The 25,308-nt window shown below is 59.6% G+C and carries 20 protein-coding genes; 11 read left to right on the top strand and 9 right to left on the bottom strand.

Annotated elements, in window-relative coordinates; all coding sequences use genetic code 11:
• The 5 genes from JK208_RS15205 to JK208_RS15185 form a co-directional block, all read left to right on the top strand.
• On the top strand, nt 1-421 hold a 421-nt coding region (locus JK208_RS15205), incomplete at its 5' end, for an aminotransferase class V-fold PLP-dependent enzyme (protein ID WP_211576634.1).
• Nucleotides 422-434: 13 nt separating this feature from the next.
• A complete protein-coding gene (locus tag JK208_RS15200) occupies nt 435-1,577 on the top strand; it encodes a cysteine desulfurase family protein (protein WP_211576633.1) in 1,143 nt (380 codons plus the stop codon).
• Between the two features lie 21 nt (nt 1,578-1,598).
• A complete protein-coding gene (locus tag JK208_RS15195) occupies nt 1,599-1,913 on the top strand; it encodes a ferredoxin family 2Fe-2S iron-sulfur cluster binding protein (protein ID WP_194261281.1) in 315 nt (104 codons plus the stop codon).
• Nucleotides 1,914-1,918: 5 nt separating this feature from the next.
• Nucleotides 1,919-3,004: a tRNA 2-thiouridine(34) synthase MnmA gene (gene mnmA / locus JK208_RS15190; RefSeq protein ID WP_211563877.1), complete on the top strand. Its 1,086-nt coding sequence runs from the start codon at nt 1,919-1,921 to the stop codon at nt 3,002-3,004.
• On the top strand, nt 3,004-3,651 hold the full coding sequence (locus JK208_RS15185; RefSeq protein ID WP_211576632.1) for a glutathione S-transferase family protein: 648 nt from the start codon (nt 3,004-3,006) through the stop codon (nt 3,649-3,651). Before mnmA ends, JK208_RS15185 begins: the two co-directional genes overlap by 1 nt.
• A gap of 3 nt (nt 3,652-3,654) precedes the next feature.
• Here the strand turns inward: JK208_RS15185 and JK208_RS15180 are convergent, their stop codons facing one another.
• A complete protein-coding gene (locus JK208_RS15180; RefSeq protein WP_211576631.1) occupies nt 3,655-3,876 on the bottom strand; it encodes a hypothetical protein in 222 nt (73 codons plus the stop codon).
• 212 nt (nt 3,877-4,088) lie between these two features.
• On the opposite strand from JK208_RS15180, the gene JK208_RS15175 reads away from it, so the two are divergent.
• The gene (locus JK208_RS15175) at nt 4,089-5,363 is read left to right on the top strand and encodes a sodium:proton antiporter (protein WP_194261285.1); all 1,275 of its coding nucleotides are present in this window, start codon (nt 4,089-4,091) and stop codon (nt 5,361-5,363) included.
• 105 nt (nt 5,364-5,468) lie between these two features.
• A complete protein-coding gene (locus JK208_RS15170) occupies nt 5,469-5,927 on the top strand; it encodes a hypothetical protein (protein ID WP_099285628.1) in 459 nt (152 codons plus the stop codon).
• A gap of 31 nt (nt 5,928-5,958) precedes the next feature.
• Here the strand turns inward: JK208_RS15170 and JK208_RS15165 are convergent, their stop codons facing one another.
• Nucleotides 5,959-7,458, bottom strand: coding sequence for a hypothetical protein (locus JK208_RS15165; RefSeq protein WP_211576630.1), 1,500 nt, complete (start codon nt 7,456-7,458; stop codon nt 5,959-5,961).
• Nucleotides 7,459-7,465: 7 nt separating this feature from the next.
• The gene (locus JK208_RS15160) at nt 7,466-8,395 is read right to left on the bottom strand and encodes a hydrogen peroxide-inducible genes activator (RefSeq protein ID WP_211576629.1); all 930 of its coding nucleotides are present in this window, start codon (nt 8,393-8,395) and stop codon (nt 7,466-7,468) included.
• A gap of 246 nt (nt 8,396-8,641) precedes the next feature.
• On the opposite strand from JK208_RS15160, the gene ahpC reads away from it, so the two are divergent.
• The 3 genes from ahpC to JK208_RS15145 all read left to right on the top strand — a co-directional run bounded on the left by ahpC (nt 8,642) and on the right by JK208_RS15145 (nt 11,580).
• The gene (gene ahpC / locus JK208_RS15155) at nt 8,642-9,205 is read left to right on the top strand and encodes an alkyl hydroperoxide reductase subunit C (RefSeq protein WP_194261289.1); all 564 of its coding nucleotides are present in this window, start codon (nt 8,642-8,644) and stop codon (nt 9,203-9,205) included.
• Between the two features lie 124 nt (nt 9,206-9,329).
• On the top strand, nt 9,330-10,901 hold the full coding sequence (gene ahpF, locus JK208_RS15150; protein ID WP_211576628.1) for an alkyl hydroperoxide reductase subunit F: 1,572 nt from the start codon (nt 9,330-9,332) through the stop codon (nt 10,899-10,901).
• Nucleotides 10,902-10,947: 46 nt separating this feature from the next.
• On the top strand, nt 10,948-11,580 hold the full coding sequence (locus JK208_RS15145) for a LysE family translocator (RefSeq protein ID WP_194261291.1): 633 nt from the start codon (nt 10,948-10,950) through the stop codon (nt 11,578-11,580).
• A gap of 41 nt (nt 11,581-11,621) precedes the next feature.
• Here JK208_RS15145 and acnA read toward each other — a convergent pair whose 3' ends face one another.
• Both acnA and JK208_RS15135 read right to left on the bottom strand, forming a co-directional pair.
• Entirely contained in the window at nt 11,622-14,312 is a 2,691-nt protein-coding gene (acnA, locus tag JK208_RS15140) for an aconitate hydratase AcnA (protein ID WP_211576627.1), read from the bottom strand.
• Nucleotides 14,313-14,345: 33 nt separating this feature from the next.
• Nucleotides 14,346-15,368 (bottom strand): isocitrate/isopropylmalate dehydrogenase family protein, encoded by a 1,023-nt coding sequence (locus tag JK208_RS15135; protein ID WP_211576626.1) that lies wholly within the window; start codon nt 15,366-15,368, stop codon nt 14,346-14,348.
• Nucleotides 15,369-15,484: 116 nt separating this feature from the next.
• Here JK208_RS15135 and JK208_RS15130 point away from each other — a divergent pair, with 116 nt between their 5' ends.
• Nucleotides 15,485-16,471, top strand: a complete 987-nt coding sequence (locus JK208_RS15130) for a LysR family transcriptional regulator (protein WP_249202189.1) — start codon at nt 15,485-15,487, stop codon at nt 16,469-16,471.
• Here JK208_RS15130 and JK208_RS15125 read toward each other — a convergent pair.
• The 4 genes from JK208_RS15125 to JK208_RS15110 form a co-directional block, all read right to left on the bottom strand.
• Entirely contained in the window at nt 16,444-18,669 is a 2,226-nt protein-coding gene (locus JK208_RS15125) for an MGH1-like glycoside hydrolase domain-containing protein (protein ID WP_211576625.1), read from the bottom strand. The two genes, JK208_RS15130 and JK208_RS15125, sit on opposite strands and share 28 nt — an antisense overlap.
• Entirely contained in the window at nt 18,666-21,083 is a 2,418-nt protein-coding gene (locus JK208_RS15120; RefSeq protein ID WP_211576624.1) for a beta-glucosidase, read from the bottom strand. Before JK208_RS15120 ends, JK208_RS15125 begins: the two co-directional genes overlap by 4 nt.
• A 1-nt stretch (nt 21,084) precedes the next feature.
• Nucleotides 21,085-22,443, bottom strand: a complete 1,359-nt coding sequence (locus tag JK208_RS15115; protein ID WP_211576623.1) for an MFS transporter — start codon at nt 22,441-22,443, stop codon at nt 21,085-21,087.
• An 86-nt stretch (nt 22,444-22,529) separates the two neighbouring features.
• On the bottom strand, nt 22,530-24,908 hold the full coding sequence (locus JK208_RS15110) for a TonB-dependent receptor (protein WP_211576622.1): 2,379 nt from the start codon (nt 24,906-24,908) through the stop codon (nt 22,530-22,532).
• Nucleotides 24,909-25,308 lie beyond the last annotated feature (400 nt).

The raw sequence follows: 25,308 nt of genomic DNA, 5'->3' as shown, positions 1-25,308 counted from the left end.
GGGCGGAACGCAGGCGCTTCCGGCCATTCTGGGCATGGCGGCGGCGTTCGATGCGGCGCGTGTGCAGGACTGGGGGCCGGTTCAGCGTCTTCGGGATCGGGTCGAAGCTGTGGCGAAAACTGTTGGCGCGCGGGTTGCGGGGGAGGCGGTGGCGCGGCTGCCGAATACGAGCTGTCTGATTCTGGACGGTGTGGCAGCACAGGTGCAGCTTATGACGCTGGATCTGACGGGGTTCTGTGTGTCCGCGGGGTCGGCCTGCTCGTCGGGGAAGGTGTCGTCTTCGCATGTGTTGCGGGCCATGGGGGAGACGGAGGGTGCGTCGCAGGCCATCCGTGTTTCGCTTCCCTGGAACGTGCAGGAAGCTCAGGTTGAGGCGTTTTGCGAGGCGTATGAGGCGATGGCGCGCCGTTTAAGGAAATGATCGGGAAACGGGCATGATCTATCTCGATTATCTTTCGACAACGCCATGCGATCCGGCGGTTGTGAAGGCCATGCTGCCCTGGTTCGGGGAGGATTTCGGCAACCCGCACAGTGTGCATGGTCCGGGACGGAAAGCGGCGGAGGCCGTGGAGCGCGCGCGGGAGAGCGTGGCTGGGCTTTTGGGCGTGGAAGCGCGGGAGATCGTGTTCACGTCCGGTGCGACGGAAGCGAATAATCTCGCCATCAAGGGGGCAGTGCGGCATCTGGTGCGGCTGGGCGATCCGCGACGGCGGATCATCACGGTTGCAACGGAGCATAAATGCGTTCTGGAATCGGTGCGGGCGCTCGCGGCTGAGGGTTTTGAGGCGGTCGTGCTCGGTGTGGATAGCGACGGGCGGGTTGATCCTGAGGCTCTGCGGGAGGCGCTTAGGGTGCCGACACTGCTCGTGAGCATCATGGCGGCGAACAACGAGACCGGCGTATTGCAGGATATTCCGCGGCTTGCGGCACTTGTGAAGGCTGCGGGTGCGCTGATGCATGTCGATCTGGCGCAGATGGCCGGGAAAATGCCGGTGTCGTTGAAGGATGTGGATCTGGCGTCTGTTTCCGCGCACAAAATGTATGGGCCGAAAGGGATCGGCGCGCTGTATGTCCGCCGACGACCGCGTGTCCGGCTGGAGGCGTTGTTTTCGGGGGGCGGGCAGGAGCGCGGATTTCGGTCTGGCACGCTGCCAACACCGCTTGTCGTCGGATTTGGAGGGGCTGCGGAACTGGCTGTTGCGAACATGGCGGATGAGGCCGTGCGGTTGGGCCTGTTGCGGGACGATTTTTGGGCGCAGCTTCAAAACGGCCTGCCGGGGATTGCCCTGAACGGTGCCGGGACGCCGCGTCTGGCGGGGGCGCTGAATATCTGTCTGTCTGAGGGACTCCGGGCGCTCGACGTATTGGAAGCCTGTCCGGACGTGGCCGCTTCGACCGGATCGGCGTGTACGGCGGCGGAGATTGCGCCATCCTATGTGCTGACGGCGATGGGACTTTCTGCGCAGAAGGCGTCGCAATGCTTGCGCCTGTCGGTCGGACGCTCTACCTCCAAGGCCGATATTGACCGTGCGGCCGAACTTCTGATCGCCGCCGCGCGGACGTGCCAACCCAACTGAAACCGGAAAAACGGACGACCTATGCCTAAGATGACCTTTATCGAGCGTGATGGAACCCGTCGTGACGTGGACGCGCCTGTCGGACTGTCGGTGCTGGAAATCGCGCACAAGCATGACATTGATCTTGAAGGCGCCTGCGAAGGATCGCTGGCCTGCGCGACGTGCCATGTAGTCGTCGACCCGGACTGGGCTGCCAAGCTGAGCCAGCCCACCGATGACGAGGAAGACATGCTCGATCTGGCGTTCGGTCTGGAAAAGACGTCCCGTCTGGGCTGTCAGATCGTTATGACGGATGCGCTGGATGGCCTGACCGTTCGCCTTCCGAAGGCGGGCTGAGCACCATGCGGATCCTCGTTGCCATGTCGGGAGGCGTGGACAGTTCCGTAGTGGCCGCGCTGCTCAAACGGCAGGGCCACGAGGTGATTGGCGCTACGCTTCAGCTTTACGATCACGGACAGGCTGCCAAGCCGGGTGCGTGCTGTGCGGGGCGTGACATCATGGATGCGCGCGCCGTGGCAGACCGTCTGGGCTTTCCGCATTATGTCATTGATGCGGAAACGCGCTTTCGTGACAGTGTGGTCGAGAGCTTTGCGGATGCCTATGCGCGTGGCGAAACGCCTGTTCCCTGCGTGGCGTGCAATCAGGGCGTGAAGTTCACGGATCTTCTGGGCATGGCACGCGATCTGGGCTGCGAGGCCATGGCGACCGGGCACTACGTCCGTCGTGTCGACGGGCCGGACGGGGCGGAAATGCACCGTCCCGTCGATGCTGAGCGGGACCAGACTTGGTTCCTGTTCGCCACGACCAAAGATCAGCTCGACTATCTGCGCTTTCCGCTGGGCGAGATGCCGGACAAGGCGCATGTCCGTGCGCTGGCCGAAGAACTGGGCCTGTCGATCGCGGCCAAGCCGGACAGTCAGGATATCTGTTTCGTCCCAACCGGCTCCTATGCCGAACTGGTCGAGAAGCTGCGCCCGGAAGTGCGGGGCGAGGGCGAGATCGTGGACGAGGACGGCAGGGTTCTGGGCCGTCACGAAGGCGTGGCGCGTTATACGGTCGGGCAGAGCAAGCGTCTGGGCGACATCCATACCGCAACGGGCGAGCGCCAGATGGTGACGCGCATTGATGTGCCGAAGCGGCGCATCGTGGTCGGGCCGCGCGTGCAGCTTTCGGAAGCTGACAGCCGTCGGACCGTGCGTCTGCGGGATATGAACTGGCTGATCGATGCCCCTGCTGAGGGTGTGCGCTGCGGGGTGCAGATCCGCGCGCGCGAAAAGCTGCGCGAGGCTATTGTGAAGCCATTGGAGAATGGTGGCGCACTGGTGGAACTGAACGAGGCTGCGATGCCCGCGCCCGGTCAGGCCTGTGTGTTGTATGATGGAAGCCGCGTGCTGGGCGGCGGCTTCATTACTGCGGGAGAGGCCTGATGGCGGGAATGCTGCTTCTGGGATCGCGTCGGTATTCGTCTTGGTCTCTGCGGGGCTGGCTGGCGGTGCGGCTGGCCGGGCTGGACGTGACGGAAGAGGTTATCGCGCTCAAGGGCGGTGGCCGGACGACCGAGATTCATGTCCGCTCCCCCAACCGGATGGTGCCGTATCTTCAGCATGACGGTGCGGATGTCTGGGAAAGTCTGGCGATCTGCGAATACTGTGCGGAAATCGCACCATCCCTGTGGCCCGAAGACCGGATTGTGCGAGCCCATGCCCGCAGCATCAGCGCGCAGATGCATGCCGGTTTCCGTCCGATCCGCCAGAACTGCTCCATGGATGTCGAGCGTGTTGCCGCACCTCTGCCGGAAATCAGCGAGGAACTGGCGGCCGATGTTGCGCTGCTGAGCCGCACACTCAAAGATGCGCTCCTGCGCTCGGGGCAGCCGACGACGTTCCTGTTCGGGGACCGGATGACGGTGGCGGACTGCATGTATGCGCCGATTGCCATTCGGATTCACACGTTTGAACTGGCCGTTGATCCGGTCGTGAAGCTCTGGGTGCGGACGATGCTCGATCAGCCGCTGATGCGGGAATGGTATGCGCTGGCGGAGGCCGAACCGGCGGAGTGGCGGCTGCTTTACTGAGGCTTAGTGGTGGACGAAGCCCATGCCGGTCTGAAGAGCCGTTCTGAAAACCTCTCCCCAGACGCTGCCGTTACCGCCCATGCCACCACCACCGTGCCCGCGATCACTTTTGACTGTGTAACCGGGGTCATCGCCGTCATTGGCGGCTGATGCCATATCGGCCGGTGCGTGTGAGACGCAAGCTGCGAGGAGGAAAAAAACGGTTACGGTGCAGACCTTTTTCACGAAATCCGTTTCCTCCGGTTGCTGTTCCGCCGAAGAATGCGTGCTGCTGTAACTCCTGTCATGTCAGGAACGGTAAGGAAGCGTAAGCGTGCCGTCTTTCAAAAGAAACTTCCGGGTGCTCCGCGTAGTTAAGCAGGATGGATCTGTCCGCTGCTGGTCTGTCATGACGTAAGTGGTTGCGGGATCAGAGATCGGGAAGGGGCAATGCGGTCATGAATTCTCTGGGGCTGTTTGCTCTGCTGCTGGCCGTGGCAACGCTGCTGGGAATCATCAATTACCGGACCCTGAAACTTCCACTAGCCATCGGAATCCTGCTGTTTTCGATGCTGATTTCTTTGGTCGTCATGCTCCTGAACCCGCTATTTCCGGGTTATGACCTCCAGCAGGTTCCTCAGAGTCTTCTGGGCACGATCAACCTGCCCCGGACATTGTTGGATGGGGCTCTGTCTTTCCTGCTGTTTGCCGGCGCGATGCAGGTCGATCTGGGAATGATCGTATCTCGAGGTAAGGCGGTCGCGGCGCTGGCGATCGTAGGAACGTCGCTGGCCGTAGCGCTAATGGCCGTTCCAGTGTGGTTCATTTTTCCCGTATTCGGGCTTGCCGTCCCCTTCAGCTGGTGCGTTCTGCTGGGAGCGATGCTGGCGCCGACCGACCCGGTCTCGGTTGTGGGCATGTTGCGGCGTCTGGGGCTGCCGCCTTCGCTTCAGGCGACATTCGCGGGCGAAAGCCTGTTCAATGACGGCGTAGGGGTTGTCATTTACGGAACGATGATCGGGATGGCCACGGGAGATATCGCGTCCGTCTCGGCCAGTGATTTCATCGTGCGTTTTCTGGTTGAAGCCGTGGGAGGCGGATTGTTCGGCGCATTCACCGGCTGGCTGGCGCTGTTGCTGCTTCGCGGCGTGGAGGATGCACAGATTGATCTTCTGGGCTCTCTGGCGCTGGCAGCAGGTACTTACAGTCTTGCGAACGGGCTGCATATGTCCGGGCCGATCGCGGTTGTGGTGGCCGGCATGAGTCTGGCCAGTAAGGCGGGGCATCGCGCTATTACGCCGCAATCCCGCGCGGAAATGGTAGGGTTCTGGAACCTGATCGACGAGATCCTGAATGCTCTGCTGTTTCTGCTGATCGGCTTTGAATTGCTGGAAATCAGGCCCCATCTGGCGCCGTTCCTGATGATGGTGGTGGCCATCCCGCTCTCTGTTCTGGTGCGCGGGGCGAGTGTTTTCTTGTGCACCATCCCCGTGCAGTTGCAGCCCGGAGAGCGCGGGCGGGCGCTGGGCCTCCTGACATGGGGCGGGCTGCGGGGCGGTATTTCCGTTGCGCTTGCGCTGGGGCTCCCGGCGGGGGAACTGCGCGATACGCTTCTGCCCGTGTGCTACGGGGTCGTGGTGTTCACGATCATCGTTCAGGGCTTGAGCATGGGGCGGGTGGCGCGCTGGCTTTATCCCGAGAAGCCTTCCGCAGTTGAAGTGCCTCCGGCCTGACGGGGGCGGGTATTTCCGTAAAAGGTGTTCGGCAGGGTCTGTGGGTTCCGGAAGAGGGCTGTGATAGGTTCGGAAAACAGAGAATTCTGCTGGAGCATTTTACAGATGATACGTTTGAAGCATGTCACGATGGCCGCAGCTTTTGGGGCGGCGCTCGTTGCGCCGCATCTGGCGTCCGCGACGCCGCTGCCGGGTCAGACGGCCTGCTGGCAGTCTAATGTGGGCGAAGACCCACGCCCGGAAATCAGCTGTCAGACCCTGTCACCGGAGTTCCTGCGCAAGCTGGAACATGCAACGCCGGCTCAGGTCGTCAAGTTGTTCGCTGTGCCTGGAAAAGACGGCAAACCGACCTATTTCGAAGGTGTGGGCAAGATCCCGGGTTTCTATAACGGTTATGTGGAACTGGTTTACACCAAAGGTCATGTGACGAATGTGAGCGCGGTGACGACCGCTTACCAGAAGAACGGCATGGCGGGTGATGAAATGGATTTCCGCTGGGATTCCGTGAAGGGCGAATGCTCGGATTTCCCCGGCTCGACCCATCGGTGCAACGCTGCTGAATAAGCTCTGATTTCCAGTACCGATCCCTTCCCGATCAGGGTGTAGTGGGAAGGGTGAGCAGGCTGACGGGCGGCAAGACATGAAGCGTCGTCTTGCCGAAATACCGCATCGCGGACTGAACTTCCCACCCGGTGCCACCCGCATGATAGGTGCCTGGCTCCCAGTGCCAGTAATAGAATGCGGGTGAGGCCGTGCCTTGCGCATAGGTCATATCGGTTTCGGCTGACAGTCCGGATGCCCAGACGCGATTGTGAGCGGTTTCTTCCAGCGGAAGACCTGCAAGGGCGAGCGACAGGTCGGGTAGGCGCCAGCGCATTGTCCATCCTGTAAATAGCAGAAGTCCCGTCAGGGCACAGACCTGAAGGAGTGTTTCTCTCTTTTGGTCGCTGGAAGATGTCTTGAATTTTTCCGATAAAACCGTGCTCAGACCTGCGGAAAGCAGCAAAACAAGAAGGACTGAAAGGTCCAGCCGGAACGCTTCATGGCGCTGGCAGCATAGAAAACCAAACGCGTAGAAAGCGGCGGCGATTGTCAGATACATCGTGCCTGCAAGTGCAATGGCGGGCGCTATGAGGGTCCGTAAAGCAGGGCGGATGCCGCAGGTCATGAAGAGTGTCGTAAAGGCGCCGGTCAGGATGATTTTTAATGCGAGTCCGCTGGCCATGGCCTGTTTTGTAAACCCGCCCCCTGAACTCATTTCGTTCGGCTGAAGGGCGATCAGAGTCTTCAGGAACGGACCAAAGGCTGCGGCAAGACTGGCTTTGATATGTCCGTGTGTGGGCGTGAATGGAAATCCACCCCCGCCCATTCTGTGGTTGAGAAGCATCTCGGCAGAAACGCAAAGTCCAACCGCTGTGGGCAAAAGCAGCCATCTGGCGCGGCCAAATGCGGCGGTACGGCGATTATATAGAAGCCCAAACCCACGCATTCCCAACCAGAGCATTCCGAAAAACACTCCCGCTTCGCTTGATGTCAGTGCAAGAGACAGCAACAGGGCTTCCGCGCGAGCAGAAAGGATCTGACTGATCTTCAGTAGGATCAGTCCGCAGGCAGCGGCAAGGACGGGAAGATGAGCGATGGTGCCCATCGGCCAGTATAAAAAATCCGCGGACGGATGACCGAGCATGAAAATGGCGGCAACGGATACTGCAATCAGCAGTCGCGCCGAGACAGGAGCGTCGCTTCGGCGAAGGAAGGGTACAAATGCGACCGCAGCGCAAAACAGCCATGTCAGGGCCAGAAAGATCCAGGCCAGCGGCTTCTGTGCGGCATTAACGACTGTTCCGTAGGCAAAGATGATAATTTCTGAAAATGGGCGCGGGCTCCAGTGGAGCAGTCTGTCTGATAGGAATGCCAGACCATGCTCCCGGATATTGGCAAAATAATCGTATTCGTCTCCCTGCCAGACAGAAGCGGGGAGAATGGCGGCCTGCAAGGCAATGACAAGGAGCATCACGCACAGGACAACGCCATAGGCTGTTCCCATGATGGTGGGTTCAGCGGAGCGCAAGGCTGATGATCGGTGAGGCGTCATGAGGGAGTCAGCGACAGACGTGGCAGTGTTCTGGCGTGATGCTGCGAAGATAAGTCGCAAAGTCACGGAAAACGGGGGCTCGCGGGTCCGATGCGCGCCATGTCAGACCGATCGTGCGGCGCGCTTCGGGTTCGGGAAGGGGGCGAACGGTGATGAGATCCTCGAAATCCACGCGGTTGCGAAGTGCAAGCTGGGGAATGAGGGAGAACCCTTCGCCCGCTCCGATCATGTACCACAGCATTTCAAGACTGGTGGCCAGACGCTGCTCGCCCTCGCGCGGAATGGTCGGGCAGATGGAGAGGGCCTGATCGCGCAGACAGTGTCCGTCCTCCAGAAGCAGCAGGTCCGGGCGGCCAAGCTGGCTGAGGGAAAGTTTGGGTTTCTGCGCCAGTTCATGCGTGCTTGGAAACACGGCAAGAAAAGATTCCTCGAAGATTGGCGCACTTTCCAGAGCCTCGGAGGGCGCGGGCAGCGCCATCAGGGCGACGTCCAGTTCGCTGTTGCGCAGGGCATGGACCAGCGTGTCTGTCATGCTTTCGCGCAGGCGCAGGCTGAGCGCCGGATAATGCTCCCGCAGGCGGGGCAGAAGGCCCGGAATATAATACGGGCCGAGCGTGGGAATGACGCCGAGCCGGAGTGCGCCTTCCATCGGGCCAGTCTGGGCGCGGGCGACTTCGAGCAGGTTACGCGCCGCCGCGAGGACCTCCCGCCCTAAAGCGAGCAGACGCTCGCCATCAGGAGTCGGGGCGACGTGACGCCGCGATCGCTCGAAAAGCGTGACGTCCAGAAGCTGTTCGAGTTTACGGACCTGTTCGGACAGCCCGGCCTGACTGACGCCGCAGCGTTCGGCAGCGCGGGAGAAGTTGCGCAGGTCATCGACCGCCACCACATATTCGATATCGCGCAGGGACAGGCCGGAAAGGGGAACATAGCTCATGTTCCATAAATAGGACCGAATAACGTTATGGAGAAGTGCGGTTCTGCCTGTTAAAGAAAAATAACGTCGGAAGAGGCTGTTTCCTGCGGGCAGGATTCATATCATGATCGGGATTCTTGATGTCTTCATCTCATAAGTTCGGTTTTAGCGATCAGTCATATTGACAGGAACTGTTTCCTGTCCCTCTCTTTCTGTGTGACACAGAGTCCGCAACACAACACCAACCCAAGGTCAGGAGACAGTCTGATGGTACGCATCAACTCCCCGCTGAAGCCCTTCTCTACCGATGCTTTCCGCAACGGTGAGTTCCTCACGGTCACGGACTCCGACGTTCGCGGCAAGTGGTCCGTTTTCTTCTTCTATCCGGCCGACTTCACGTTCGTCTGCCCGACGGAACTCGAAGACCTCGCCGACAACCAGGCCGCTTTCGACAAGCTGGGCGTGGAAATCTTCTCCGTCTCCACGGACAAGCATTTCACGCACAAGGCCTGGCATGACACGTCCCCGGCCATCGGCAAGATCAAGTACACGATGCTGGGCGATCCGACGGGCGCGATTGCACGCAACTTTGATGTGCTGATCGAAGAAGTTGGCATGGCCGATCGCGGCACGTTCCTGATCGATCCGGAAGGCAAGATCCAGTACATCGAAATCACCGCCGGTGGTGTCGGCCGCAGTGCGACCGAACTGCTGGAGAAGATTCAGGCTGCGCAGTATGTCGCCAGCCATCCAGGCGAAGTCTGCCCGGCCAAGTGGAAGGAAGGCGGCGAAACGCTGAAGCCGTCTCTCGACCTCGTCGGCAAGATCTGATCCTTCCCGGATCTGATCAGGGTGGGGCTTTCGGGCTCCACCCGCTTCCGTCTCCTGAGGGAGGCGGCTGCGCCGGACAGTCTTTCGGTTCCAAATATTCAGTCCCGTAATCCGGAGAAAAAAGATGCTTCAGGACGACCTGAAAACCCAGATGCGCGCCTATATGGAGTACCTGCGTGATGCGGTCGTGCTTGAGGCGACCCTCGGCGCGGATGCCCGTTCGGCAGAAGTGCGTGGCCTGCTGGAAGATATTGCCAGCCTGTCCCCCAAGGTGACGTTTTCGGACAAGGGGCAGGGTTCCCGTACGCCGTCATTCGTCATCCGCCGTCCGGATACGGATATTCAGGTCTGCTTTGCGGGTCTGCCGATGGGGCATGAGTTTACGTCTCTGGTTCTGGCGCTGCTTCAGGTCAGCGGCCATCCGCCGAAGATCGAGGCGGATGTGGTCGAACAGATCCGCGCGCTGGACGGGGAGTTCCATTTCGAGACGTATTTCTCCCAGTCCTGCCAGAACTGCCCGGACGTGGTGCAGGCGCTCAATGCCATGAGCGTGCTGAATCCGAAGATCCATCATACTGCTATTGATGGCGCGGATTTTCAGGAAGAAGTGGAGCGCCTCGGCATCCGCTCGGTCCCGCAGGTTTATCTGAACGGCGAGCCTTTTGCGTCTGGCCGGATGGAAGTAGCGGATATTCTGGCCAAGCTGGATACGGCTTCGGTCGCCCGTTCGGCGGAAAAGCTGAACGACATGGCGCCGTTCGATGTGCTGGTGCTTGGCGCCGGGCCTGCTGGTGATGCGGCGGCGATCTATTCCGCTCGTAAAGGCCTGCGGACCGGCCTTGTGGCGGAACGCTTTGGCGGTCAGGTCATGGATACGGCCGGGATCGAGAACTTCATTTCCGTGCAGGAAACGGAAGGGCCGAAGCTTTCAGCAGCACTTGAGGCTCATGTGCGGCAGTATGACGTCCAGATTATCGCCTCGCAATTGGCAGCCAAGCTGATCCCGGCTGAGGACGTTGGTGGTCTGCACCAGATCGTTCTGGAAAGCGGCGCGATGCTCCGTTCGAAGACGGTCATCATCGCGACTGGTGCGCGCTGGCGGCATCTGGGGGTTCCGGGCGAGGACGAGTATCGCACGAAGGGCGTGGCCTACTGCCCGCATTGCGATGGTCCGTTCTACAAGGGACGCCCGGTTGTGGTGGCTGGCGGTGGAAATAGCGGTGTGGAAGCGGCAATTGACCTTGCGGGCATTGTCTCGCATGTCACGCTCTTGCAGCGCGGCGCGCATCTGAAAGCCGATAAGGTGTTGCAGGACAAGCTGCTGAGCCTGTCGAATGTCACGGTTCTGACCAATGCTCTGACCACCAAGATCGAAGGTGACGGCAAGGAAGTCACCAGCCTGACCTATAGCGATGGCGATGGCGGTCTGCATCACGTCAAGACGGATGGCGTGTTCATTCAGATCGGTCTGCTGCCCAACTCCGAGTGGCTGAAGGACGCGCTGAAACTCAGCCCGTATGGCGAGATCGTCATCAACGACCACTGCGCGACATCCGTCCCTGGCGTGTTTGCGGCAGGAGATGTGACGACGATGCCGTACAAACAGATCGTCATTGCCATGGGTGAGGGAGCCAAGGCGTCCTTGTCCGCATTTGATTACCTGATCCGTCTGCCTGCGGCTGCAAAAGCCGGATAAGGAAAAGGGGATTGGGGATTTTCAGAGCGGGGTGTAGATTTTGATCATGCACCCTTATCTGATCCCCCTTCTCACTTTCGCGGCTGCGGCTGCCGTTTTCACGATTACGCCCGGCCTCGATACCGCCATGACGCTGCGAACCGCTACAACGTCCGGCTGGAAAGCCGGTCTGGCCGCGGTTGTAGGGATCTGTCTTGGACTGGGGATCTGGGGGCTGGCGGCGGCATTCGGCCTGACGGCCCTGCTTGCGGCGTCAGAAACGGCGTTTACGGTCGTCAAATGGGCTGGTGCGCTGTATCTGGCTTGGCTTGGGATCGGGCTGATCCTGCACCCCCGGACGTCCCTCGGAACAGCGGAGGCAGTACCGGTACAGGCTGATGCCCGGGCGGCCTTCCGGCGCGGTCTGCTGACGAATCTGCTCAATCCCAAAGTCGGCATTTTCTACATGACGTTCATGCCGCAGTTCATTCCGCCGCATGTGAACGTAAAGGAGTTTTCGCTCCTTCTGACGGCCATTCAGGCGCTGCTGTCGTTTGCGTGGTTGGCGCTGCTCGTTGTGCTGACGGTGCCTCTCGGACGGTTTTTGTCGAGTGCGACGGTCGTGCGCCGCATGGACCGGCTGACGGGCAGTATTTTTCTGGCGTTCAGCCTCAAGCTGGCACTGAGCCGCAGAGCCTGAATTTCAAACAAAAATGGCGGGGCCGAAGCCCCGCCATTTTTTTAGGCTGAAGCCATTCCGCGCAGGACGTAGGGCAGGATGCCTCCGTTGCGGTAATAGTCCGCCTCATCGACCGTATCGACACGGCACAGCAGCGGAACGTCCTGTGTGCTGCCATCCTGACGGGTGATCGTCATGGTCAGGGTCTGGCGCGGCGTCAGGGTTTCAATGCCGTGAATGGCGATCGTCTCCGTTCCATCCAGACCCAGCGTCTTGCGCGTTGTGCCCGGCTCGAAGGTCAGGGGCAGGACGCCCATGCCGACGAGATTGGAGCGGTGGATGCGCTCGAAGCTCTCGGCAATGACGGCTTTGATGCCCAGCAGGCGCGTGCCTTTCGCGGCCCAGTCACGCGACGAGCCCATCCCGTATTCCTTGCCCCCGAACACCACGAGCGGCACGTCGTCCTGCGCGTAGCGGTTGGCGGCATCATAGATGGACATTTGTGCGCCATCCGGCTGATGCAGCGTGACGCCACCTTCGGTGCCCGGTGCCATCTCGTTGCGGATGCGGATATTGGCGAAAGTCCCCCGGACCATGACGCGGTCATTGCCGCGACGTGAGCCGTAGGAATTGAAATCCTTCACCGCAACCTGATGCTCCTGAAGATACACACCAGCAGGCGAAGAGGCCGCAATCGCACCGGCCGGGGAGATGTGGTCAGTCGTAATGTTGTCGCCCAGCAGCGCCAGAATCCGCGCGCCGGAAATGTCTTTCGTGGGTGCGGGTTTAGCCGTCAGCCCGTCGAAATATGGTGGGTTCTGCACATAGGTCGAGCCCGGCTGCCAGTCATAGGTGGCCGAAGTGCCGGCAGAGGCCAGAGCCTGCCATTCCTTCGTGCCTTCCGTGATGTGGCTGTACCGCTCGACGAACGCTTCGCGCGTCACGGCAGAGCCGACAAGCTCTGCGATTTCGTGGTTGGTCGGCCAGATATCGCGCAGGTGGACCGGCGTGCCGTCGGGCGCGTGTCCCAGAACAGCTGTTGTGATGTCCTCGCGCATCGTTCCCAGCAGCGCATAGGCGACGACGAGCGGCGGGCTTGCGAGATAATTGGCGCGCACGTTCGGCGAAATCCGGCCTTCGAAGTTGCGGTTGCCAGACAGGACGGACGTTGCGACCAGACCATTGCCCTCGATCGCGTCCACAAGTTCTTTCGCCAGCGGGCCGGAATTGCCGATGCAGGTCGTGCAGCCATAACCGACCGTCTCAAAACCCAGCGCGTCCAGATCGGCGCTCAGATTGGCGCGATCCAGATAGTCTGTCACGACCTGCGAGCCCGGTGCGAGAGACGTTTTGACCCACGGCTTCGGCATCAGGCCAAGTGCACGGGCCTTGCGGGCCACCAGTCCGGCTGCGACCAGAACGGCGGGATTGGACGTGTTGGTGCAGGATGTGATGGCGGCGATGACGATGGACCCGTGCCCGATCGCATAATCCGTGCCAGCGACGGGGGCAGTCTTGTGAATCGCGTCCGGTTTGACGCCGAGCGCTTCCGTTAGGGCTTTTTCGAAAGCCGGGGTGGCAGCGGAAAGTTCGATCCGGTCCTGCGGGCGCTTGGGGCCGGAAATGCAGGGCGTGACTGTGCCCAGATCCAGCGTCAGAACGTCCGAAAAGACTGGCTCCGGCGTGGAGGCATCGCGGAACATGCCCTGCGCGCGCAGCCATGCTTCTGTCAGGGCAATGCGATGCTCGTCACGGCCGGTCTGGCGCAGATAGTCGAGCGCCAGCGCATCGACCGGGAAGAAGCCGCAGGTTGCGCCATATTCCGGCGCCATGTTGGCGATGGTCGCACGGTCCGCGACCGGAAGATGATCCAGCGCCGGGCCGAAAAACTCCACGAACTTGCCAACCACGCCCTTGGCGCGCAGCATCTGCGTGACCGTGAGGACCAGATCGGTCGCGGTCGTGCCTTCCGGCAGACGTCCGTCCATCCGAAAGCCCACGACATCGGGAATGAGCATGGAAATCGGCTGGCCGAGCATGGCGGCTTCGGCTTCGATCCCGCCAACGCCCCAGCCCAGAACGCCAAGCCCGTTGACCATGGTCGTGTGGGAATCCGTGCCATACAGCGTGTCGGGGTAGGCGTAGGTGACGTCGCCAACCGTTCCCGTCCAGACCACCTGCGACAGATATTCCAGATTGACCTGATGGCAGATGCCCGCCCCCGGCGGGACGACGCGGAACTGGTCGAACGCTTCCTGACCCCAGCGCAGGAACGCATAACGTTCGCCATTGCGCTCGAATTCCAGCGAAACGTTCTGCTGAAGCGCATCCTTGCGTCCGGCCACGTCCACCATGACGGAATGGTCGATGACCAGATCGACGGGCACAAGCGGATTGACCTTCTGCGGATCACCGCCGAGCGAGACGATGCCGTCGCGCATGGCGGCCAGATCGACGACGGCTGGAACGCCGGTGAAATCCTGCATCAGAATGCGCGCGGGCTTGAATGGGACTTCCGCGGTGGAGTGTGCGGCTTTCGTCCAGTCGACAATCGCCTGTGCGTCTTCAACGCGATAGGTCGTGCCATCCGTAAAACGCAGCACGTTTTCGAGCAGAACCTTCAGGCTGACGGGCAGGCGCGAAATGTCGCCGAGTTTTTCAGCCGCGACGGGCAGGGAGAAATAGCGATAGGAGCGCCCTTCAACCGAAAGGTCGCGCTGGCAGTCCAGAAGGTCGTGTCCAACCTGTTTCATGATAGGAATGTTCCTTGGAGGGCTGTCAGGGAATTAGTTGATGGCGCGCAGAAGGGCCTGCGTGACGTCCTGCGTGGTGGCGTTGCCGCCCAGATCGCGGGTGCGGAGGCCTTCGACCTGAAGGATCTGCTTCATGCCGGCATCGAGCCGTTCGGACAGGTCCAACCGTCCGACATGAGCGAGCATCATGCTCCCCGCCATCATCAGCGCCAGCGGATTGGCGATGCCCTGTCCGGCGATATCGGGCGCGGAGCCATGGACGGCTTCGAAGATCCCCATTTTTTCGCCGATATTAGCGCCCGGCGCCATGCCCAAACCGCCCACAAGACCGGCCGTCAGATCGGACAGGATGTCGCCGAACAGATTGGTCGTGACGATGACGTCGTAATTCTCCGGGCGGATGACGAGTTCCATCGCGCAGGCATCAACGATACGCTCTTCCAGCGCCACGCGGCCTTCATATTCCGCGGCAACCTTGCGGCCTTCATGCAGGAACAGGCCGCTCAGGATTTTCAGGATGTTCGCCTTGTGAACGAGCGTCACCTTCTTGCGGTTGTTCTTGATGGCGTATTCGAAGGCGAAACGGACAATCCGATTGCATTCGGCGCGGGTATTGAAGCCTGCGCCATACGCCACGGCTTCGGGGTCTCCGTCCACGGCCATGTAATGCTCCATCGCGGCATACAGGCCTTCAATGTTCTCGCGGATCACGACCAGATCGACGTTTTCATACCGTCCGCCGGGAACGATCGTCTGGGTCGGGCGGACGTTGGCGTACAGATCGAACGCCTGACGCAGCGTGACGTTGATGGAGCGGAAGCCCTTGCCGACGGGGGTGGTCAGCGGACCTTTCAACACGAGGCCAGTACGGCGGATACTGTCGAGCGTGGCCTCGGGGAGGGCGGTTCCGTGCTGCTCGAAGGCGCCGACGCCTGCGCTCTGGTGGTCCCAGAGGAAGGGGGCGTCGAGGGCGTCCATGACGGTCGTGACCGACTGCATGATTTCCGGGCCAATTCCGTCACCGGCAATGAGTGTGGCGGGAATGGTCTTGGTCATGGCGCGTTCCTGTTCGGGGCAAGAGGATATGTGTCTGTGACGCGGCGGACCTTAAAGAAGTTCCGTGTCTGAACCAATGTTTGCAGAGGGGTTTCATCATACTTTAAAGGTATGGAATGATTGAGCTCAGACACCTCCATGCCGTCATCGCCATTGCCGAGGAGCGCAACCTCACCCGGGCTGCCGAGCGGCTGGGAATTCAGCAGCCCCCGCTGACGCGGCTGCTTAAGGGAGTGGAGCAGGAACTGGGGGTTCAACTCTTCGAGCGTCATGCAAAGGGCATGCGGCTAACCTCCGCAGGACGGAGCATGCTCAAAGGAGCGTATGATGTCATCGCGCGTATGGATGAGACCGTCGAAGATGTCCGCCGGATCGTGCGGGGGGAGACTGGAGAACTGTCGATCGGGTTCACCAACTCTGCCCTGTGTCATCCCAGCCTGCCGGACATGCTGGGGCAGTTTCGCGAAACCTGGCCGGACGTTGGCCTGACGCTGACAGAGGGCAATTCCAGCCAGCTTCTGGGAGGCTTGCGGGAGGACACGGTAGATGTCGCTTTTGTGCGGACGTCCATTCCCGATGTGTCGGATGTTGTGGTCGAACTGATCGTGGAAGAGCCTATGGTGGTGGCGGTTCCCCGGACGCACAGATTGGCGAAAGAAGTCCCGGCTTCAGGACTAAAACTTGCTGAACTCGAAAACGAAGATTTCATCCTCTATCAGAGCCAATATAATAACGGCCTGTACAAAACGATCGTGGATGCCTGTCTGGGAGCGGGTTTCACACCACGGGTCCATCAGAAAGGTCCGCAGCTTCTGGCAGCTTTGAATCTGGTGGCTGGAGGACTTGGGATTTCCCTCGTCCCGCAGTCCATGCAGCAACATCATGCCGAGCAGGTGGTCTATATTCCACTGTCATCCCGCACGGCCCTGACGGCACCGCTTTATCTGGTTTTTCGTTCTGTTCGCATGACGGGCGCCAAGCTTTATTTCATTCATCAGGCCCGGCGCATCAGGCAGACTTATGTGGATGGAAGATCTGATCAACCTCGTCTGCCAGTCGGGCAATGCCTGAATGGTCACGCCGCGGGTAATGGGGCGAGATAAAGATCGAGACGTTGCCCGGAATAACTATTGGACAGGTCTATGTCTTGGTTTGGAGCGGCGGGAAGAGGCTTGCCATCCAGACGGCTTTCTACGATCCGCGCGGCGTAGGTTGGGCCGGGTGTCAGAATTCCCTGTTGGCCTCCATGAGCATGGATGCAGCAACTCATGAGCCCTTCGCTGATTTTGAGTTCTGTAAGGCGGCCTGTTCCTGTCCAGGAGAGGATTTCTTCCTGCCCACGGGATAGCGTCAAGCGGCCGTTCGTAACAGCCAGGATGACCTTTCCGATTGGGGTGTGGATCGGGCCAAGTGTGACGTCTGCGCCTGTATTATTTAGTTCCCAGCCCGCCCAGGGGTTGATGTCCATAACGTCTGCAACACCCAGCATGGGCAGCATTGCGCCCCAGGAATAGAACAGGTCCGTATCCGGTTGGTCGTTGGCCTCGCCGGTTGTGGCCGAGTAGTTTTCTGCGGCGATTCTGCGGTCCGTCCATGACTGGTTGAACAGCGCCATGCTGCGCTCGGCGAGCAGGGATGCTTCTGCGACGAACCCGTAGCGCCGCAGACCATGCCACACAAAATAATTCACATTTGGCCAGATACGGCCGCGCCAGTAGACGTTATCTGCAAAGGCAGGGTCATCCCGGCTGACATTCGGGATCATATAGGGGCCATCGAAGCGGGTCGGATCAGAGAAATGTCTGATCAGGGACTGTGCCTGTTCCGGCGTGGCAGCACCGCAGATCAGCGGGAAGAAGCTTGTGGGTCCGACACTGTTGACGAACCCGCCATGACGTTGGCGATTGGCGAAAATGCTGCGTTCATGATCCCATAGATGTTCCCGGATTTTGCTACGCGTGTCGTTCGCCAGTGCATTGAAAGTCTGTGCGTCTTCAGTGCGCCCCAGTTCCCGCGCAATATGCGCCAGACACTCCGCATCAAGCGCCAGAGAGCAGTTGAGTCCGACATCGAGCAATGACAGCGTGCGTGTTTCGGGGCTGTAGAGTGCTTCATCATGGGTTGGGGAATTGTCCATCCCCGTCTCGTTGCGAGCTCCGAAATGGGTGCCTTTGTATAAGGCCTCTCCGACATCGGATGTTCCGCATGAGATAAGCCCCATTCCATCCGGGTCGCGCTCGCGGCGCCACCACATGTGGTTACGGGACAAAGCGTCATAATGGCATTCGAGAAATGATTTTTCGCGATGGCGCAAATAAATCATCCACGTCATGAATGCGCCATTCGGAGCCTGAGTACGATCCACCCATGTGTCGTTCGATGTGGCGAGACAGGCGAAATTACCCTGCGGTGTTGCGTTTGCCGTGGCCACCGCCATGTTTTCGCGCGCAGTCTGCCCGTCAAGGAGGGCGGCCATCAGCGCGGAATAAGTCTGATCGTTGTACCAGACCGCGAATGTCCCCAGATTCCAGATCCGGCTGAAAGTGGTATAGGGGCGACGATTGATGCCGTCATACAGGGTGTTCCAGCCCATGACATCCCGAACGGCATCCAGGGCTCCGGCGTGCCGACCGGTCTGGGTGGGAAGCGCAGGCTCTTTCTCGGGAGCGCGTTCAAGCGTGGCCCGAGCTTTCGCGATTGCCAGTTCTTCGCTATCCGCCACGGCTGCGGCGAAGCGCCCTTTGCGCATCATTTCCAGATTGAAGCGCAATGTGATGACGGGGGCGGATGTTCCCCTGCTGGATGTCTGGAAATAGCCGTGATCGTTGAAATCTTGTGCTGCGGCCTCCAGCGTTTCATGAGCCGTGACCTGAATGGGGGCCGTGTCGCTCATCAGGGCAACGTACCGATAACCTAACTGGATAACAGCAACCTCGCCGTTATAGGTCACGGTGGCGCCGCATTCGGCAGACAGGCAGAGGTTTACCCAGTAACGCAGGCCCCATTCCGCCAGAACTTTCCCCTCCCATGTCCCCAGCAGGCAATAGGGATCATCTTTCTCGTAGCTGAATGCGATTTCCGTCCCGCCATGCCGGGTTTCGAACTCCACCAGCCTTCCGGCCATATCATGACGACCAAACAGAAGATCCTTTCCCGGTGGGAGCAGGGTCGCGCTGCGCTGGCTGGTGGAATAGAGCAGGGGCGTGACATGAGCGCCGAGCGGCAGGAACGTCATGGCCGCCGGGCGGTCGGACCAGGTGTTCCATGCGCGGGCCGGGGGCACTGTGCTCTCAACAATCATGACGGATCCAGTTTGCTGCAATTGTCGGGGCGATGTCCGGGTTTTCTTGCGCCACTGCGTCTGTTGGCGTCGTCAAGGATGTGTGTCAGTCGTGTTTCGTCCAGTTCAAGGCCGAATGACCAGCATAATGTGTCGTAAATGCCGAGAAAGGAGCGACTACAGGGGGCAAGCCGGGTCTCGGTTTCGATGATGCTTTGGCCGGTCACATCAGCAAGCCATGCGACCAGTTCTTCCTGCACGCCGGGGATCTCCAGCGCTTGGCCGGGTGGGGTGTGCAGGTCCAGCCATCGTGCTGGTGTTGCGTCGCCTACGATATGCAGTGAGTCTGACAGACGGATATCGCGGGAGGATGATCCGATGTCGATGCTGACCGTTCCGGCGGGGACGGTCCAGTCTTCGCGTACGGTATCGAAATAGGCGAGATCGCGGCGATCCAGCATCATGGTCACGACGCGGCTTTCTCTTGGTTCCAGAGAAACGGTCGTAAATCCTTTCAGGGCTCGGAGAGGATGATGGGGCAAGGCCCGGTTGGCTGCGGTTGGGTTCCGTCCGAGATAAAGCTGGCAGATTTCCCGGCCTGTCCGGGTGCCGGTGTTGGACAGCGTAAACTGAATTGCGACACCTTCCGCGCTGCTTGTCAGTTTCAGGGTGTCGTAAGCGAAGGGCGTGTAGGACAATCCGTGGCCAAACGGGAAAAGAGGCTCTATTCGGCGGATATCGAAAAACCGGTACCCGACAAAAATGCCTTCCCGATACAGGTGTTTCCCCTGTTCGCCGGGGTAGCCCAGAAAGGCAGGACAGTCTTCTGATCGTACCGGCCATGTGACGGATGTCTTGCCGGAAGGGTTGGTATGTCCGAACAGGATATCGGCTACGGCCTGTCCAAATCCTGCCCCCGCATAGCCTGCTGAGAGGATGGCCTGCACGTTGTCGGCCCATGGCAGAACGACGGCGTCCGGATGCGTGAGAACCACCACAATCCTGTTATGGAGCTTCGCCAGTTCAGCGGTCAGGGTGTTATGCGCCTGACAGAGATCCAGATTGGGCCGGTCGGCATTTTCGCCACTGACGCAGGGCGGCGTGGAGGCGAAGACGATGACGGTTTCGGCCGTGCGCGCTGCGGCAAGGGCTGCATCCTGACGGTGTGGGTCATGCGTGCCATTCACGCTCCAGCCGGGTTCCCAATGAATGGATACGCCTTCAGGGGCAGTCGCTTGCAAGCATTCCAACGGAATGTCGCATCGGATGGGCCGGACGGCGGCGCTGCCCGCGCCCTGAATTTCGGGGGAGACCGCGCCTGTGCCGATGATCAGCAGGCGGTTGCCCGGTTTAGGCGTGAGAGGGAGGAGATCGTTCTGGTTTCTGAGCAGGACGGAGGCGCGCGAGGCAGCTTTGCGCGCCAGATCGTGGTGGGCGGTGAAATCCGGACTCGAAACTGGCAGTCTGCGCTGGGCGTCTGCGCTCCGGAGCGTCAGGGCCGCAATATGGATGCAGGCTTCGTCCAGCACCGCGACCGGTACGTCCCCGCTTGAGACAGCGTTTTCAAGACGCCGTCTGCGGGCGGCATTGAACGGCATGTCCAGATCGTTTCCGGATTTTACTGCGGCGGGGAGATCCTGAATCCCGTGCCAGTCGGACATGATCACGCCGTCATAGTGCCACCGACCACGCAGGATATCGCGCAGGAGCCACGGGTTCTGTGATGTCTGAATCCCGTTGAGCCGGTTGTAGGACGTCATGACTGTCCACGGGTTACTCCGGGCGATCGCCCGCTCGAACCCCAGCAGATACAGTTCATGCAGCGCGCGGGGCTCGACGACGGAATCCATGCTGATGCGCTCGGTTTCGGAATTGTTGCACGCAAAATGCTTGAGTGAGGCTCCCACGCCATTGTCTTGCAATCCCTGAATGACTCCAGCAGCCATTTCTCCCGTCAGGATCGGGTCTTCGCTGAAATATTCAAATCCCCGGCCGGCCATCGGGGAGCGGCGCAGGTTGATCCCCGGCCCGAGCAGGATCTGTGCGCCCGCAGCCCGGCATTCGATTGCTAGGGCGGTTCCGATCTCATGGCCTAATGTGGTGTCCCAGCTATTGGCCAGAACTGAGAGGGCGGGAAAGCATGTCGCCGGGATGCTCCTGCCGAGAAGGACGTTGTCATCCCGGTTTTCTGGATCATCCGTAATCTCTACGGTATCAAGGAGAGCTCCAAGATCGGTATTTTGTGTGTCTGTGGAGATCTGGTCCGGCACGACGCGAAGACCGTTGGAGCCATCGACCATCAGCAGGGAAGGGAGACCCAGCCGGGGTACGCCGGTCGTGCGCCACAGGCCGTCTCCGCAGACGAGATCAAGCTTCTCCGTAAGCGTCATCTGCGCGACGATTGCGGTTGCTTCGGTTCGGAACGTGTTCGCCATGTCAGAGGCTCTGTGGCTCAACCGGGGCTTCCGGCTGGAGAGTGCGTGTCATCTCGGCTTCCGATGGGTAGAGCAGAATGATCAGGACCGAGAGCAGGGCGACGCAGGCGGGGACGCCCAGAAAGCCGAATGTAATGAAGGCAAGGGCGGTCTGTGTCTGGGTGGCAGCATGGGGAACATAGCCACCCCAGGCCAGGATTGCGGCGGATAGTGAGCCGCCGATGGCCCATGCGACCTTTCCCGCAAAGCTGTTGATCGAATAGGCCATGCCGGATGCCCGAATGCCTGTCACAGCCGTACCGTAGTCAATGGAATCCGCGATCATGGCGTAGAATACCGGCAGGGTCATGCCTTGAAAAAAGCAGATTACGCCAAAGGCGGCGACCAGATAGACGGCATTGTTCGGGCCATAGGCAAACAGCGCCAGACCCACGGCGGACAGGATATAGGGCAGAACAATCGTCAGCTTCTGTCCCACGCAGCGTGCAAGCCAGGGCGAGCCCATTACTCCCAGAACCTTGCTGGCCCCCATCATCGAGATGAGCACCCCCCCGAAATACTGCGGGCGATGCAGGACTTCCGTCGCGTAATAGAGCGACAGGCCATAGAACGCCGTCAGATTGATGTAGAACAGGCTCAGCACGATTGTAACGATCACCCAGGCCCGGTTGCGGAACAGGGACCCGAGCAGAACCCGGACGGGGCTGTCATTCGATTTGAGATCATAACGTTCCCGACAGGCAAAGAAAGGAATGAGCGCCAGTCCGCCGCCCACAGCGCCTGCGACGGCCATCGCCAGCGGATATCCAAGTTTCTCGTTACCGCCACCGAAGAGATGCACCATAGGCAGAATGGACGACCCGACCAGAAAGGTTGCAAGCGTTGCGCCCATCATGCGGAAGGTGGACAGGGACAGGCGGTCTTCCCGGTTGCGCGTCATGACGTTGGGTAGAAGGCCGTAAGGCACGATGACGAGCGAAAAGAGGACACCCATTGCGAGATAGGTGGCGTAAGCCCAGGCCAGACGCCCGCCCGGTCCCAGCGGGAGTGGCAGGAAGCAGCAGAACGTCAGGAAGCCGAGCGGTAGGGAAAACCATTTCAGGTAGGGCCGGACGCGCCCTCCGAACAGGATGCGACGGTCGATCAGATAACCGATGACCGGGTCCACCACACTGTCGATCACACGCGCCAGAAGCATCAGCAGAGCGACAGCAGACGCGGAAATACCGTAAACATTGGTGTAGTAATAGATGAGATAGGTTCCGGTAATACCGAACAGGGCATTACCAGCCAGATCGCCGAAGCCGAAGCTCATCCGCTCCCACAGGGCAGGGCGCTGGTTGTTGATTGTGCCGTTCATGCCGCTATCCGGTTGGTGTCGTGGCTGTCTTTCTTTTATCCCGGAAAGGCAGTTTTGGGGGAATGTCCGATCCGGACAAGGTTTTGTCAGAAGTCTGCTTTCACGCCACCGAAAAACTGGCGCGGTGCGCCCACAACCAGCGACTGGTAGTCACCCGAAAGCGGGTTTCCGCCGTCATCACCGGTCATGATCAGGTAGCGCGACCCTGTCAGATTGGTGACGTTAAACGATGCTGTCAGATTTTCCAGACGTCCGATGCGGCCGAAATTGTAGCGTGCCCCGAAATTGACCAGCCAGTAGGAGGGGAGAGACGTGTCGTTCGTGTAGCTGAACGGACGGCTGCTGGTGTAGAGGGCATCGATGTTGAAGCTGGCCTTCCTGTAGGTGTACTCTGCCGTCGCTTTGTACATCAGGTCCGGATAGTTCACGACATGTTTGCCTTTGGTGGCATAGGTCGTGTCCTGCTGGGTGATGTTGTTGTCGTATGTCGAGTGGTTGTAGCTGATCGAGTTAAAAATCGAGAAACCACGCAGTGGGCGCAGGGTCAGACCGGCATCCACGCCGTTCATGGTCACGCCGCCGAGGTTTAGAACCGTGGTCTGAGGGTTGGTCTGACTGCCTTGGACAAGTGCGCCCAGACGGTTTGAGAAATTCACGCGATAGGCGCTGACCGAGAAGTCTACACGCCGCTGTGTGAAGCGGTAGCCGACCGAATAGGCCCAGCTGGTCTCGGGTTTGACGGAGCTGCGTGACAGGTCGAAGGCCTCTTGCGAGACGGCAAACGGCGATGCCGAAAGGTGATAGCCGCTTTGCGGATAGGCGCGCATGTTCCTGGCGATATCGAAATACAGCTCATGATGCGTCAGGAAATGCCAGTCCCCACTGAAATGCGGCAGAAACGCCCCGAATGTCGTCAGACCCACGCCGCTGGCAAGAGCATTGGTGCCGGTATAGGGTTCGTAATTCCCGGTCTGTCCGACATGGGTCGTGCTCAGCATGGATTTGAACCCGGCATGGAGCGAGAGGTTTTGAACCGGGCGCCAGGTGTCCTCGATATAGGTCTGCATCGTGTTGGTATTGTAGGTCTGGCCCCAGAGCTTGGCGAAAGGGTCGGACCATTTGCGGAAGGGATTGGGTGTCAGGGTCTGTCCTTCAGCAAGAAGCGGGTCGTTATAGGCGAACATGTTCGAGATATATTTGTTGTTCTCGTACCAGATGCCGCCATGAATTTCGTGTTTGCCGATATCATACGTCATGCTTGATGTGAGGCCGAAACGCTGGATATCAGGCTGTTTGACGATTTCGGAGAGGGGGGCTCCGTTTGCGGAGGCCATCCACGGATCGGACCACTGGGTATCGGCCTTCTGGTTGTGGCCGTACACGACAGAATCCCAACGCAGGCGATCAGCCAGCTTCAGATGGAAATTCAGCCCTCCCAGCAGATCGCGTGAAGTCGTTGTTCCCGCATAATAGGAGACATCCTTCGGGTCGCTGGTTTTGTCTTCACCGTGCGAATAAATTCCCTGTGCGGCTTCATAGGCCAAACGATAGTTCGGGTAATAGTTGGAGACGCCATAGCCCAGCTTTTGGACTGTCTCCAGCGTTTCGGACTGGTAGTTGAACTGCTTGACATCCGCCCAGTCGAACAGGAGCGAGACGCTGCTTTCATTATGGATCGGCTGCACCAGCTTCAGATTGGCCTGCTGGAAGAACTGGGTACCGTAGCCTTTCCACAGTTTGGTGTCGTTCCGCATGTAAGACACATAGAATTTGGTCCCGGTGGGGTTCAGCTTGCCGCTGTCGATGCGGATGAAAGCGTGGGTGGTGGCGTTGCTTCCGCCGGTCGCGGCCAGCGTGCCGCCGAACTTGTCCTTGGGATCAGACGACGAAATCATGATCGCACCGCCGAGCACATTGGTGCTGGGCATGTCCACGGCGCCCGCGCCCTGTGACATCTCCATATGACCAACATTCTCGGATGACAGCGCCGCCACGGCGTTCAGGCCATTATAGTTGCGATAGACGGACTCACCGAGTGGAATACCGTCCAGTGAAAAGCCGATCTGGTTTTGCGAGAACCCGTGGATATAGAGTTTGACGCCGCCTGTATCGACGCCTTGCGCATCGTCAGATTGGAACAGCACGCCCGGTACATTCTGCAACGCCTTCATAACGGATGTTCCGGCCACGGCGTTTGTAAAAACGTGCTGTGAAATAACGGTCTGTGCACCGTGAGAGACATGTCGCCCTTGGACCTGCATAAGCTCCGCTTCCGCAGGGCGGCTCAGGGTGTGGCGTACGGCAGGTGTCTGGGATGCAGAAACCGTGTGAAGTGGGGGCGTTTTTCCTTTGCGGACATGTTGTGGTTTTTCTGCCGTCCATCCGCATGAAGGAATAACGGCCAGCACTGTCGAAAGCAGGGCCATGTGGCGCAATGCGAGTTTGTTCTGGTGGACGATACACATTGAGATCAATCCTTGCCCTCACACGGGTCTGAAGGGGCGGGAATTGGGACGGCCGGAGAAAAGCTACGTTGCGATTGTATAACGTGTAATGGAAAATTAGATTATGTAAAAAACGTGTAAAATACTGTTTTATAGCCCCTTTTTCTTCGTGCTGTGTGAATCGCTGATCATGGCGGGCATCGTACGGAATTTTTTACGGCTGGGATGGTTGGCCAAAGCATTCAGGATATCATGTGGCGTTGGACTGCGTGATAGGGACGGTCGAGAAAGTTGACGCGACCGATTACCCGAAAATGCCGCTGACGGTGTTTGTGGGTACGCCGCTAGGTCACGTTGACAAAAGATCTGATCCAGAGCCTTGCGGCGGCGATATTGAGGAAACTCATAAAGGACAGGGCGG

It is taken from the genome of Gluconobacter sp. Dm-74 (genome assembly GCF_018256135.1).
Classification (GTDB): domain Bacteria; phylum Pseudomonadota; class Alphaproteobacteria; order Acetobacterales; family Acetobacteraceae; genus Gluconobacter; species Gluconobacter cadivus.
Note: the sequence above shows the minus strand (reverse complement) of the source record. Positions and strands in the feature narration are given on the sequence as shown.

Coding starts and splice junctions, on each gene's coding strand:
- JK208_RS15200 (WP_211576633.1), top strand. CDS start 435: ATGATCTATCTCGATTATCTTTCGACAACGCCATGCGATCCGGCGGTT.
- JK208_RS15195 (WP_194261281.1), top strand. CDS start 1,599: ATGCCTAAGATGACCTTTATCGAGCGTGATGGAACCCGTCGTGACGTG.
- mnmA (WP_211563877.1), top strand. CDS start 1,919: ATGCGGATCCTCGTTGCCATGTCGGGAGGCGTGGACAGTTCCGTAGTG.
- JK208_RS15185 (WP_211576632.1), top strand. CDS start 3,004: ATGGCGGGAATGCTGCTTCTGGGATCGCGTCGGTATTCGTCTTGGTCT.
- JK208_RS15175 (WP_194261285.1), top strand. CDS start 4,089: ATGAATTCTCTGGGGCTGTTTGCTCTGCTGCTGGCCGTGGCAACGCTG.
- JK208_RS15170 (WP_099285628.1), top strand. CDS start 5,469: ATGATACGTTTGAAGCATGTCACGATGGCCGCAGCTTTTGGGGCGGCG.
- JK208_RS15165 (WP_211576630.1), bottom strand. CDS start 7,458: ATGACGCCTCACCGATCATCAGCCTTGCGCTCCGCTGAACCCACCATC.
- JK208_RS15160 (WP_211576629.1), bottom strand. CDS start 8,395: ATGAGCTATGTTCCCCTTTCCGGCCTGTCCCTGCGCGATATCGAATAT.
- ahpC (WP_194261289.1), top strand. CDS start 8,642: ATGGTACGCATCAACTCCCCGCTGAAGCCCTTCTCTACCGATGCTTTC.
- ahpF (WP_211576628.1), top strand. CDS start 9,330: ATGCTTCAGGACGACCTGAAAACCCAGATGCGCGCCTATATGGAGTAC.
- JK208_RS15145 (WP_194261291.1), top strand. CDS start 10,948: ATGCACCCTTATCTGATCCCCCTTCTCACTTTCGCGGCTGCGGCTGCC.
- acnA (WP_211576627.1), bottom strand. CDS start 14,312: ATGAAACAGGTTGGACACGACCTTCTGGACTGCCAGCGCGACCTTTCG.
- JK208_RS15135 (WP_211576626.1), bottom strand. CDS start 15,368: ATGACCAAGACCATTCCCGCCACACTCATTGCCGGTGACGGAATTGGC.
- JK208_RS15130 (WP_249202189.1), top strand. CDS start 15,485: ATGATTGAGCTCAGACACCTCCATGCCGTCATCGCCATTGCCGAGGAG.
- JK208_RS15125 (WP_211576625.1), bottom strand. CDS start 18,669: ATGATTGTTGAGAGCACAGTGCCCCCGGCCCGCGCATGGAACACCTGG.
- JK208_RS15120 (WP_211576624.1), bottom strand. CDS start 21,083: ATGGCGAACACGTTCCGAACCGAAGCAACCGCAATCGTCGCGCAGATG.
- JK208_RS15115 (WP_211576623.1), bottom strand. CDS start 22,443: ATGAACGGCACAATCAACAACCAGCGCCCTGCCCTGTGGGAGCGGATG.
- JK208_RS15110 (WP_211576622.1), bottom strand. CDS start 24,908: ATGTGTATCGTCCACCAGAACAAACTCGCATTGCGCCACATGGCCCTG.